This window comes from Pseudoxanthomonas sangjuensis (assembly GCF_010211755.1).
Taxonomy (GTDB): domain Bacteria; phylum Pseudomonadota; class Gammaproteobacteria; order Xanthomonadales; family Xanthomonadaceae; genus Pseudoxanthomonas_A; species Pseudoxanthomonas_A sangjuensis.
Genome location: NZ_PDWR01000041.1, coordinates 1 through 11,813 on the forward strand (window position 1 = coordinate 1; position 11,813 = coordinate 11,813).

An 11,813-nucleotide genomic window follows, 5' to 3' on the forward strand; every position below is an offset into this window, starting at 1 on the left:
CCCCTTTGTTGTGTATCTTTGCTCTGGCCTGAAAAAGGAGAAGGAGAAAGCCATGAAGACAATAGCTTTGTTTTCGTTCGCGCTTCTTTGTTTGACGGGGTGTGCGACCTCCAATTCCCTGACTGCAGCAAGGGGAGAACAGCCGGGTACCGTCGTGCTTGCGTACGAGACAGGAACCCCGGAGGCCCCATCCTGGAGCCTGCAGCACTTGAACCTGGTAGCCACGCACCATTGCGAACTCCAGGGTTACAGCCATACGGAACGGGACGTCCTGGTGACGCAACAGTGCTCGGCAAGCGATGCCAGCGGGAAATGTTCTGCCTGGCAGGTTCGGAACGCTTACCAATGCGCGGGCAACGCCGTCGCCCGGCCTGGTTTACCGCCGCCTTCCCCGCCTTCCCTGGTTGCCAGATCGCGGTGATGGCAATGTGAGCCGGGCGGGGCAGGGTTCTCCCGCCGCGAGACAAGACACACCCGCTCCCACGAAAAACCGCCGGTTTCCCGGCGGTTTTTTTTCGGTCAATGCGGCGACCGCGGCATGTCTTCCGGCGGCGGGTTCTTCTCGATCCATTCGCGCCGCTGCTCCGGCGTCATCGCCTTCCACTGGTCGATCAGCTTCCTGCGTTCCTCCGGCTTCATGCCGCGCATCTTGCCGAACAGCGCGCGCGCCTGTTCGCGCTGCTCCGGGCTCATCCGCTCGAAGCGGCGCATGCCGCGGTGCGCCTTCTCGCGCTGTTCCGGCGTCATCTGCCGCCAGCGCTGCGCATGCTCCAGCATCCGCGCGCGGTGTTCCGGGTCGCTGTTCCAGCGCTCGCGCAGCGGCGCGACCAGCGCATCGCGCTGCTGCGGCGTCAGCTTGTCCCACTCCGGCAGCGACGCCGCCGAATCCGATTGCGCGAACGCGGAGCCGGCCGCCAGCAGCAGGCCGCCCAGCAGGAAGGAAGGAAGCATCTTCTTCATCGCATCACTCCATCGCCAGTTGCTGGCCGTCGGAAGCCAGCCAGACGTACAGATCGGGGTTTTCGGCCAGGGCATTCGCATAATCGTCGCCGTCGGCCGCGGGTTGCGTGGCAACGGCCGTTCCCGCCGCGGGTACGGTCGACGGATCCTTGTCCAGGAACGGCACGCCGATGGCGACCGCCAGTACCGCCGGCACCACGCCCGCGGCCAGCCAGCGCCAGCCACGGCCGCGCGCTGGCGCCGTTTGCGAAGCGGCATGGCGCGCGCCGCGCAGCCGTGCCAGCGTCTGCGGCGAAAGGCTGGCCAGCGACCCGGCGTGGAGCTGTCGCATCCGCCTGTCGAAGTTGTCGTCGTCGAATTCCGTGGTCATCGGCTTGCTCCTCATCGGAACTCCTCCAGTTGTCTCTGCAATGCCTCGCGCGCGCGCGAAAGGTGGGTCTTCACCGAGCCTTCCGAGCAGCCCATGGCCCGCGCGGTGTCGGCCACGTCCAGTTCCTCCAGCACGCGCAGGGTGAAGGCCTCGCGCTGGCGGGCAGGCAGGCTGCGCAGCGCCCGTACCAGCTTCGCGTAGGCCTCGCGCCGCTCGTGCGCCTGCGCGGGACCTGCGCCCGCGTCGGCCCAGTCGATGCGGCTTTCCTCGTCGCCCTCGGCGGCCGGCGACAGCCAGCGCAGGCGGAAGTTGCCGCGCCGCTGCGTGTCGACGATCTTGCGGCGCAGGATGCTCCAGAACAGCGGCGTCCATTCCGCGGCCGGCCTGTCCTTGTAGGCCAGCATCTTCATCATCGCGTCCTGCACCGCGTCCAGCGCGTCGTCGCGCTGGCGCAGGCCGGCCTCGGCGAAGCGGAAGGCGCGCGGGCCGATCCCGGCCAGGAACGCCTCCAGCGTCGCCGGTCGCGGCGCGGCCGCGGGGGCTTCCGGCGGGATGTCGAGTTCCGTGCTCACCAGCACAGCTTAGGCCCTGTCTGCGGTCGGTTCACGCGACGGGTAACGCATGGCCGCGGCTTCGGTTGACCACCGGCTTTGACCATTGCGTTCAGCGCCCGGTTATCATGCGGCCGAAGGGCGCCGTGCCCGGGAGGGATGGAATGAGCGACGGTTTCGTGGCCTTGTACATCTTCATGCTGGCGGCGATTGCCGGGCACGTGATCATTTCGCGGGTGCCGGTGATCCTGCACACCCCGTTGATGTCCGGTTCCAACTTCATCCACGGCATCGTGCTGATCGGTGCGATGGTGGTGCTGGGCCACGCCGACACCACGCTGGAGAAGGCGATCGGCTTCGTCGCCGTGCTGCTGGGCGCGGGCAACGCCGCCGGCGGCTACGTGGTGACCGAGCGGATGCTGGAGATGTTCAAGTCCAGCAAGAAGCCGGCGGGCAAGGGGGACCAGCCATGAGCCTGGCCGAACTGTTGCCCGCCGTCGTCAAGACCAGCTACCTGGTCGCCGCGACGCTGTTCCTGCTCGGCCTGCAGCGCATGGCCTCGCCGCTGACCGCGCGCAGCGGCATCCGCTGGGCCGGTGCCGGCATGCTGATCGCGACCTTCGCCACGCTGTTCCTGCCCGGCCTGCACAACGTCACCCTGATGCTGCTGGCGATCGTGATCGGCGCGGGACTGGCGTGGGTCTGGGGCAGGCAGGTGCCGATCACCGACATGCCGCAGATGGTCGCGCTGTTCAACGGCATGGGCGGCGGTTCGGCGGCGGCGATCGGCGCGGTGGAACTGCTGCGTTATTCCGAACTGTTCGGCCGCGACACCTCGAACTGGAGCGCCTCGGCCATCGCCGACCTCGCCGCGCGCCAGCCGGGCAAGGTCACGCTGGCGCTGGCGGTGGTCGGCGCGCTGATCGGCGCGGTGTCGCTGACCGGCTCGATCATCGCCTGGGCCAAGCTCGACGGGCGCATGGACAAGCGCTACACCTTCCCCGGCCAGCAGTGGCTCAACGCCGCGGTCGCGCTGGTCGCGGTCGCGCTCGGCGCCTGGGCGGTGTGGTCGCTGCAGATGCCGACGGTGATCGCGTTCTTCCTCGCCGCGCTGGCGCTGGGCGTGCTGATGACGCTGCCGATCGGCGGCGCCGACATGCCGGTGGTGATCTCGCTGTACAACGCCTTCACCGGCCTCGCCGTCGCGTTCGAGGGCTACGTGCTCGGCAACGAGGCGCTGATCATCGCCGGCATGATGGTCGGCGCGGCCGGCATCCTGCTGACCCGGCTGATGGCGAAGGCGATGAACCGCTCGATCAAGAACGTGCTGTTCTCGAACTTCGGCGGTGGCGGCGCGTCGGCGCAGGAGATCAGCGGCTCGCAGAAACCCATCGAGGCCGGCGACGTCGCCGCGATGATGGCCTACGCCGAGCGCGTGGTGATCGTGCCCGGCTACGGCATGGCGGTGGCGCAGGCGCAGCACAAGATCTGGGAACTGACCCAGCGCCTGCTCGACCGCGGGGTCAAGGTGAAGTTCGCGATCCACCCGGTCGCGGGGCGCATGCCGGGACACATGAACGTGCTGCTGGCCGAGGCCGGCGTGCCGTACGACCTGATCGCCGACATGGACGACATCAACCCGGAATTCCCCAACACCGACGTGTCGCTGGTGATCGGCGCCAACGACGTGGTCAACCCGGTGGCGAAGACCGATCCGGCCTCGCCGATCTACGGCATGCCGATCCTCGACGTGGTGAGCTCGAAGAACGTCGTCGTGATCAAGCGCGGCAAGGGTACCGGCTTCGCCGGCATCGAGAACGCGCTGTTCTACGCCGACAACACGCGCATGCTGTACGGCGACGGCGCGGAGATGGCGAGCGCGCTGGTCGGCGAACTGAAGGCGCTCGACGGCGGCGGGCATTGAACGGCCCGCCGGCCGCCGCGAAGCTCATTCCGGGTAGCAGATCTCGCCGTTGACGAAGGTGGTCACCATGCCGCCTTCCTTGGTGCCGCTGACGAAAAAATGGCCGCTGGCGCCGGCGAAGCGGCCGGTGGCCCCGACGATCTCCTGGTAGGCGGTCACCACGCCGTTCGGGCCGCGGGTGGTCGCGCCGGTTTCGCGCATGGTTAGCGTGCCGTGCTCGGTGCGGTACTCGAACGGGCCGCTGTAGATGATGAAGTTGGGCGAAGTGGCCGGGCTTTCCGGCACGGAGCTGTCGCCGCGGAAATGCGTGGTGCCGGTCAGGCCGTGGTTGCCGTCGACCATGCCGAGAAAGCACGAGCTCAGGCCCGGATTGCAGCCTTCGGTGGTCGAGTACTCGACCAGGTCGGCGTGGATCTTCTTGCATTCGCCGGCCCGGGCCGGGCCGGGCGCGATGGCGAAGGATGTCAGCAGGCAAACCGCGATGGCGTGGGGCGTGAAGACCTTCATCGTCGATCCTCTGGTGCGCTGGCGGCATGCCAGCGGAGCCACGCTAGCGACCGGCATGCAGGAAGTGCAGAGCCAATCCGGTGCGATGCGCCGGGACCATTGCGCCCGCCGTGCGATGGAAGGCGGTCCGAACCCGGGCCAAGGGCGGTCGCCTATGCGGTCTTGCGTGCGAACCACGCGCACAGCACGCCGATCGCGGCGTGCATGGCGATGCTGCCAACGAGCCATGCGCGATTGTCGAAGCCCGGCGAGCCGGCCGCGGACAGCGGCAACACCACGAAGTTCATCAGTGCGTACAGCGCCAGTCCGTACAGTGCGCCGAAGGCCAGCCAGCGGCGCGACAGTGCCGGGACCAGCCTCGCAGCCAGCCACCAGGCCAGCATGAAGCAGAAGATGATCGCGTAATGCGAGGCCGCGCCGACTGCCGCGCTGGTCGCGCCCATGTCCCGGCTCGCCTTGCCGTACCAGCCCGAAGCGATCGAATGCAGGATGTCGGTGAAGGTCACGCCCTTGTTCGCCCAGAACGACCAGGCGAACAGCAGGTCGAGGCTGCCGATGGTTGCCGTACCGGCCAGCAACCGGCGCCATGGCCAAGCGGACCGGGTTTCCTGCATTGCGATGTCCCTCCCCCTGGAACGCCGGGCAATGGATCTTCCTGCCGTCGCGGACTGTATGGTCCTGCCTCGCGGGTTTCAAGCGGCGCGTGCGCCGATGGCGCCGATGCCGCGCCGGACCTCCGATGCGGTCGTGCCGAAGGCGTTCTTGAAAGCGCGGCAGAACGCACTCTGGCTTTCGAAGCCAAGCAATTCGGTGATCTCGCAGATCGGCATGCCGGTGTCGTTGACCATGCGCCAGGCGCGTTCCTCGCGCAGGCGCGCGGCGTATTCGAAGGGCGTTTCGTCGAAGACCATGCGATGGATGCGGATGAGGTGGAAGGGCGAATAGTTCGCCGTCCGCGCCAGGCTGGCCAGGTCCAGGCGGTGGTCCGCGCCGTGGCGGATGGCGTGGCGCACGCGCAACAGGCGCATCAGGGTCTGTTGTTGGCGGGCAAGCGTGCGGCCGCTGCAACGCATCAGGCGGTCGTGCAGCTCCGACTGCAACGCGGACAGGCTGCCCCACAAGGCCGCGATCAGGGTGCTGGTGTACGACGGGTTGCGGACGTCGCCTTCCCTGGTCGCGCAGGCGAACAGGTGCGCCGTTTCGCGCCGGATGCGTCCCTGCCAGAGGAAAAGTTCATGCATTGCGCGCGCCTCCCCCGACCGCAAGCAGGCGCTCCATGCGCGCGCGGGACCGGTGAGGACGATCCAGCCGTGATGCCCGTCGCCGCGGCACTGGAGGGCGCCATCGCGCCAGACCTGCGCCTGTCCCGATGCCAGTTCCCACTCGCAGCCGTTGGCTTCGAACCGCAGGCGGCCACGAACGGCCCAGCATGCGCTGATCCAGCCGGCGGGGATCTCGGCCCGCGTGCCGCGTCCCTGCGCGCGGATCGCGTGCAACTCCGGCATGGAGCCGTCTTTCAGGATCAGCTGGTCGGACAAGCGAAGCTGGTGCCGATGGAGTTCCATCGCGGAGGGTTTTCGTTCCGTCGCAAGCGCCATGCGTGGCAACCGTAACCAACGAGTCCCAACCATAACTTCGCAAGAGCGATTGATTGAGGGCCAATTCGATTCGCATGTCGGGTGCCAATCGTTGACGCGGGGTGCACGAAGCTTTACCGCCAGTCGAGAGAAAAGAAGGCCGCGGAACATTGCCGCGGCCTTTGAAGAATTCCGGCCGAGAGAGTGGAGCCGGTCCAAGCACTATCCGCGCCATGCGTTGGCGGAAATGTGCATGCATTGCGCTGATGATCCACCTGGATTGCCGATCCATGACGCGATGATGTCGATATGCAGGAAGCGTTTCGATTCGTCGTCGAGGCGTGAAGGATCCGTGTTCGCGAATGCGCAATCGCTGCATAACCCGGTCGTAAAAATGGCGTTAGCTTCATCGGGCCAGATGCTTCCAATTTGCATCTGCGCCGATGATCGGTCGCGATGCGGCCGGTCGCAGTCATTCAGTTTCCGACCTCATCGCAGAGAGTGCCAATGACCATCCACGAGAATTCCAGGAATTTTTCCAGAGGTGTGAAGCGAACCGCATTGAGCATGGCGCTGGGCATGTGCTTCGCAGGCGGTGCGCAGGCGCAGTCCAACACCGCAGGCGCGATCGTGGGTCATGCCACGGCCGGAGAAACCGTCACCATCACCAACCCGAACACGGGCTTTACCCGCAGCGCCACGGTGAGCGGCGACGGCAGTTACCGCTTCTCCGCCCTGCCGACCGGCCAGTACACCGTGACCACCAGCGGCGGCGCCAGCAGATCCGTCGTTGTCAACGTCGGCACGGCCACCACTGCCGACTTCGCCACCGGCGAGGCCGCCACGCTGGATACGGTGACCGTGATCGGGAACGCGATCAATCCGATCGACGTTTCGTCGGTGGAATCCACCACCATCATGACCGCCGAACAGATCGCCAGGATCCCGGTCGCGCGCGATGCCACCAGCGTGGCGTTGCTGGCGCCGGGCACCGTGCGCGGCGATGCGGCATTCGGCAACCTGGCTTCGTTCGGCGGTTCGTCCGTCGCCGAGAACCAGTACTACGTCAATGGCTTCAACATCACCAACTCGTTCCGCAGCCTGAATTTCTCGGCGGTGCCGTTCGAGGCCATCGCCGAGCAGCAGGTGAAGACCGGCGGCTACGGCGCCGAGTTCGGTCGTTCCCTGGGCGGCGTGATCAACCAGATCACCAAGCGCGGCAGCAACGAGTTCCACGCCGGCGGCAACATCTTCTATACGCCGGAATCCCTGTACGAGCATCCCAAGGACACCTACTACTCGAATCCGCTTACCCCGGAGTACGGCGAGTTGCGTGCGGACAATTCGCACGACGAAACCTGGGGCGGCCGCGCCAGCGTCTGGGCCAGCGGTGCGCTGATCAAGGACAAGCTGTTCGCCTACGGCCTGCTGTCGTTCGGCAAGGACGAGGTGACCAACTTCGGCTCGCACCTGGCCACGACCAACACCACGGCCAAGACCGAAAGCCCGAACTGGCTGTTGAAGCTGGACTGGCACATCACCGACAACCACCTGCTCGAGTTCACCGGGTTCTCGGACGACAGCGAGACCAAGACCTACGCCTACGACAACGAGCAAGGGCAGTTCGAACGTACCGGCTACAACGGCTACACGGTCACCGAAAGCGGCGGCAACAACTACATCCTGAAGTACACCGGCTACCTGACCGATACCTTCACCCTGTCGGCCTTGGCGGGCCAGAACGACTATTCGCGTTCGTCCTACGTGGTCAGCCCGGACGGGCGCAAGGCGTTCTACGACGGAACCTTCACCGTGCCGACCCCGGAAGTCGCGCCGACCGGTGGCTGCCCGGTGGTCATCGATAGCCGCCCCGGCTACCGCCAGGCCATCACCGGCCCGTACGCGAGCACGTGCAACGTCAGCGGCGGCACCTTGCAGGACATCAACTCGGGCGACGAGCGCAAGCAGTTCCGCCTGGATGCCGAGTGGCAGCTGGGCGACCACCTGCTGCGCTTCGGTTACGACCAGGACGACTACGAGTCGCGCGCCGGTTCCGCCCGCGAAGGCGGCTACCAGTGGACTTACCTGACCAGCAACGGCGATGACGAGACGCCCAATACCGGCGACGAGTACGACCTTGCGCGCCTGCAGTACACCAGCCAGGGCGCCACGGTGAAGGTCAAGCAGCATGCCTTCTACATCGAGGACAGCTGGAACGTCACCGACAACTTCATCGCCTACATCGGCGGCCGCTGGGACACCTTCGAGAACATCAACGGCCAGGGCGAAACCTACGTCAAGATCAACAATCAGTTCGGGCCGCGCCTGGGCTTCTCGTGGGACGTCAACGGCGATTCGACCTTCAAGGTGTTCGGCAATGCAGGCCGCTACGCATTGCCGCTGACCCCGAGCGTGGCCGTGCGCGGCGCCAGCGCATCGCTGTTCACCCGCGAGGACTTCATTCCGGAAACGGGCAGCGTCTTCATGATCGATCCGACCACCGGCGCCCCGACGAATGCGGTTTCGACCGGCAATTTCCGTTTCATCAACGCCGAAACCGGCAATCCGAAGCTGGCCGAGACCATCGCCTCGAAGAACCTCGACCCGATGTACCAGGACGAGTTCATCCTCGGTGCGCAGGCGGCGCTGACCGACAACTTCTCGCTCGGCGTGCGCGGCATCTACCGCGAGTTGAAGGCGGCGATCGACGACAACTGCGACTACACCGCGGTCCTGAACTCGCCCGGCTCGGGCTTCACGTTCGATCCCGACGAGGGCTGGTGGTTCGACGCCAACGGCAACGCGGCCAACCTGCCGAACGAAGGCTTCCCGTACTGCCGCATGTTCAATCCCGGCGAAGACGCGGTGTTCGTTACCGACTTCCTCGGCGACGGCAACCTGACCGAGGTCACGGTGCCGGGCGAGCTGCTGTCGCCGAAGGCCAAGCGTTCCTACGGCGCGATCGAGTTCTTCTGGGAAGGCCATTGGGACAAGTGGTGGCTGCAGGGCTCGTACACCTTCGCCAAGAGCAAGGGCAACACCGAGGGTGGCGTGAAGTCGGACATCGGGCAGAACGACACCAACGTCACCCAGGACTTCGACTACCTCGAGCTGACCACCGACACCTACGGCTACCTGCCGAACGACCGTCGCCACAGCCTGAAGCTGTTCGGTCGCTACGAGTTCAACGACGAGTGGTCGGTGGGCGCCAACCTGCTGGTGCAGTCGGGCCGCCCGATCAACTGCTTCGGCGTGCTGGATCTGGACCCGGTCCCGTCCGGCGTGGATACCGTCAACCAGGATGGCGATCCGATCCCGGACGGCATTCCGGACGCGAACTACTCGCCGCACCCGTACGGTTCCTCGTTCATGCAATGCAGCCCGAGTGGTGATGCGAGGACGAACGACTCGGTGGCGGTGCCGCGCGGCACGAAGGGCCGTCTGCCGTGGACCAATTCGGTCGACCTGAGCGTGCGTTACGCGCCATCGTGGGCCCAGGGCCTGCAGTTCAAGGTGGATGTGTTCAACGTGTTCGACCAGCAGAAGGTGACGTCCGTCATCGAGACCGCGGAAGTCTCCGCGACCGGCGCCGCATCCGCGACCTACCTGCTGCCGGCATCGTTCCAGACCCCGCGCCACGTGCGGTTGATGGTGCAGTACGACTTCTGATGTAAGCCGCGTTGTGCTTGTATGATGCGACGGCCGCCCCCGGACGGCCGTCGCTTTTTGAGGGCGTTCGCGGAGTGGCAACGTGAGCAAGGAACGGGATGTCGCGCATCTGTGGGCACTGGCCGGGACGATCGAGCAAGGCGGCGACCCGGGACGCATCCGTCGCGCGTACGAGGACATCGTCGCCCGCGATCCGGTCCAGGCGGGCGCGTGGCTGAAGTTGTCGCAGCTGTCGCTGCACGAAGGCGACTATCGCGATGCGCTGAATGCGGCCCTTCGCGCGGCCGAGGCCGCGCAGTTCGGCCGGCGCTGGCGCGCGTTGCCCTACGTGGCCAGCCAACTGCTGCATTTCGACGAGCGTGCGCGGGTATCGGTGCTGATCCGTGCGGCGGACTGGGCGTCGCCCGAAGTGCTGGCGCAATCCGCGGTGCTGGCACAGCGCCTGTGGCTGGCCGGCGACGACGAAACGGCGCTGGCGCTGCTGGATTTCGCGATCGCCAGGCTGCCGGCGCACCCATTGCTGCATTTTTCGCGGGGGGAAGTACTCAACCACCTCGGGCGCTTGGGCGAAGCGGAAGCCGAATACGAGCGTTCGCTGGAACTCGAACCGTTGTTCGCGCAATCCCATCGGGCATTGGCCTACGGCATTCCGTCGGCCGAGCCCGGGGCCCGGGTCCCGCGGGTCGAAGCGGCCCTGGCGGCGGCGATCGCTGCGGGGCGGGCGGAGGACGAAGTCGACCTGCGCTATGCCTTGTTCAAGGAGCTCGACGGCGCGGGCAGGGTCGATGAAGCGTGGCGGCAGTTGCAGGCCGCCGCTGCCCTGCGCCGGCACCGGCAAGGCCACGGCGCGGAGGCCGATGCGGCCGGCGCGGCGGCGTTGATCGGCGCGTGCGGGGCATCGGCCGAGCCCGGGCCCGCGGCGCCGGGCGGCCACCGCCGCGGCCACATCTTCGTGGTCGGCATGCCGCGCAGCGGAACGACCGTCCTCGACCGCATGCTCGGCAACCATCCGCTGGTCGGTTCCGCGGGCGAACTCAACGCCTTCGCCCGCAGCGTCAGCTGGGAAGCGAACAGCTTCTACGAGCCGCCGCCGCGCGAGAAACCGATCAGGCGCATGGCCCGCCTGGATTGGCGCGCGGTGGGCACGCGCTATGCCGCCGCCACGCGCGGCATGCATCCGGACAAGCCGTACCTGCTGGACAAGAATCCGCTCAACGTCCACAACGCCGGGTTCATCGCGCGGGCGCTGCCGCAGGCGCGGATCCTGTGCCTCTTGCGCGATCCGATGGATGCCTGCTTCTCGAACCTGAAGGCGCTGTTCGCGAAGGGTTCCTACACCTACAGCTACGACCAGCGCGAACTGGCCGAGCATTACGCACGCTTCCTGCGCCTGGTCCGGCATTGGGAAGATGTGCTGCCGGATCGATTCCGGACCGTGCGCTACGAAGCGCTAGTCAATTCTCCCGAGCAGGTGCTCGGCGATGCGATGCGCTTCTGCGGGCTGGAATACGATCCGGCATATGCGGACATCACCCGCAACCCCACGCCGGTTGCCACCGCCAGCCGGGCACAGGTGCGGCAACCGCTCAACCGCCGCGGCATCGGCGCCTGGCGCCGCTACGAACGACAGTTGCAGCCGCTGCGCCAGCGCTTGCGGGAACTCGGGGTCGAAATCGATGGCTAGCGCGGCGTGCACGGCCGACGGCGGAATCCGCTGGAGCGACGAATGGATCCGCAGCGATTGATCCGCAACCAGGTCGAGGCGGCCATCGCGGCGACCGATTGGGAACGCGCCGCCATGGGCTTGCGCGAACTGGTCGCGCAGCGTCCGCGCGACGTTGCGCTGTTGTCGCAGCTGTCGTACGTCGAATCCTACCGGGGCGGCTACCGTGCCGCGCGCGAAACCGCGCTGCGGGCCGCCCGGTATCCGCCGCCGTCGCTGGAGGTCGCCCGGGACGTCATGGCCCGGTTGCGGACCTTCAACGAAGTGCAAGCGTTGACGGCGTACATCGCGCGGTTGGGGCCGATAACGCGACTGCCGATACCGCTGTTGCTGGCCGCCGCCTCGCAGTTCAGTTCGCTCAACGAACAGGCGCGCGCGCTGGCGATACTCGATGAAGCCAAGCGCGGCGATCCGGAGTATCCGGCGACGCTGGTCGCCCGCGGCCACGTGCTGATGTACCTGGGGCGGCTGAAGGAAGCGGAATCCGAGCTGCGGCGGGCGATGGCGCGCGCGCCGGAGATCGCCCAGCTGT

General features: G+C 66.8%; 12 protein-coding genes. 6 read left to right on the top strand and 6 right to left on the bottom strand.

Annotated features, from left to right (window positions below):
* Positions 1–52 precede the first annotated feature (52 nt).
* Complete coding sequence (gene yecR, locus CSC71_RS15780; RefSeq protein ID WP_162375167.1) at positions 53–421, top strand: YecR family lipoprotein; 369 nt, start codon at positions 53–55, stop codon at positions 419–421.
* 98 nt (positions 422–519) lie between these two features.
* On the opposite strand, the gene CSC71_RS14905 is transcribed toward yecR, so the two are convergent.
* Genes CSC71_RS14905 through CSC71_RS14915 form a run of 3 tightly spaced genes read right to left on the bottom strand, consistent with a single transcriptional unit; the run spans position 520 to position 1,908 of the window.
* Positions 520–960, bottom strand: coding sequence for a DUF3106 domain-containing protein (locus CSC71_RS14905; protein ID WP_162375168.1), 441 nt, complete (start codon positions 958–960; stop codon positions 520–522).
* Positions 961–964: 4 nt separating this feature from the next.
* The gene (locus CSC71_RS14910) at positions 965–1,330 is read right to left on the bottom strand and encodes a hypothetical protein (protein WP_162375169.1); all 366 of its coding nucleotides are present in this window, start codon (positions 1,328–1,330) and stop codon (positions 965–967) included.
* Between the two features lie 11 nt (positions 1,331–1,341).
* Entirely contained in the window at positions 1,342–1,908 is a 567-nt protein-coding gene (locus CSC71_RS14915) for an RNA polymerase sigma factor (protein ID WP_211368066.1), read from the bottom strand.
* Positions 1,909–2,045: 137 nt separating this feature from the next.
* Here CSC71_RS14915 and CSC71_RS14920 point away from each other — a divergent pair, with 137 nt between their 5' ends.
* On the top strand, positions 2,046–2,354 hold the full coding sequence (locus tag CSC71_RS14920; RefSeq protein ID WP_162375170.1) for an NAD(P) transhydrogenase subunit alpha part 2: 309 nt from the start codon (positions 2,046–2,048) through the stop codon (positions 2,352–2,354).
* Positions 2,351–3,805 (top strand): NAD(P)(+) transhydrogenase (Re/Si-specific) subunit beta, encoded by a 1,455-nt coding sequence (locus CSC71_RS14925; protein WP_162375171.1) that lies wholly within the window; start codon positions 2,351–2,353, stop codon positions 3,803–3,805. The genes CSC71_RS14920 and CSC71_RS14925 overlap by 4 nt, the downstream gene beginning before the upstream one ends.
* 24 nt (positions 3,806–3,829) lie before the next feature.
* Here CSC71_RS14925 and CSC71_RS14930 read toward each other — a convergent pair whose 3' ends face one another.
* From CSC71_RS14930 to CSC71_RS14940, 3 genes are all read right to left on the bottom strand, one after another.
* A complete protein-coding gene (locus tag CSC71_RS14930; RefSeq protein ID WP_162375172.1) occupies positions 3,830–4,312 on the bottom strand; it encodes a hypothetical protein in 483 nt (160 codons plus the stop codon).
* A 152-nt stretch (positions 4,313–4,464) separates the two neighbouring features.
* Positions 4,465–4,926 carry a hypothetical protein gene (locus CSC71_RS14935; protein WP_162375173.1) on the bottom strand — a complete coding sequence of 154 codons (462 nt, stop codon included), beginning with the start codon at positions 4,924–4,926 and terminating at the stop codon, positions 4,465–4,467.
* A gap of 78 nt (positions 4,927–5,004) precedes the next feature.
* Complete coding sequence (locus tag CSC71_RS14940) at positions 5,005–5,850, bottom strand: helix-turn-helix domain-containing protein (RefSeq protein ID WP_162375174.1); 846 nt, start codon at positions 5,848–5,850, stop codon at positions 5,005–5,007.
* A 585-nt stretch (positions 5,851–6,435) separates the two neighbouring features.
* On the opposite strand from CSC71_RS14940, the gene CSC71_RS14945 reads away from it, so the two are divergent.
* The 3 genes from CSC71_RS14945 to CSC71_RS14955 form a co-directional block, all read left to right on the top strand.
* The gene (locus CSC71_RS14945) at positions 6,436–9,558 is read left to right on the top strand and encodes a TonB-dependent receptor (RefSeq protein ID WP_162375175.1); all 3,123 of its coding nucleotides are present in this window, start codon (positions 6,436–6,438) and stop codon (positions 9,556–9,558) included.
* Between the two features lie 82 nt (positions 9,559–9,640).
* Positions 9,641–11,242, top strand: a complete 1,602-nt coding sequence (locus CSC71_RS14950) for a tetratricopeptide repeat-containing sulfotransferase family protein (protein WP_162375176.1) — start codon at positions 9,641–9,643, stop codon at positions 11,240–11,242.
* Positions 11,243–11,284: 42 nt separating this feature from the next.
* A partial coding sequence (locus CSC71_RS14955) for a tetratricopeptide repeat protein (RefSeq protein ID WP_162375177.1) occupies positions 11,285–11,813 on the top strand: 529 nt, incomplete at its 3' end.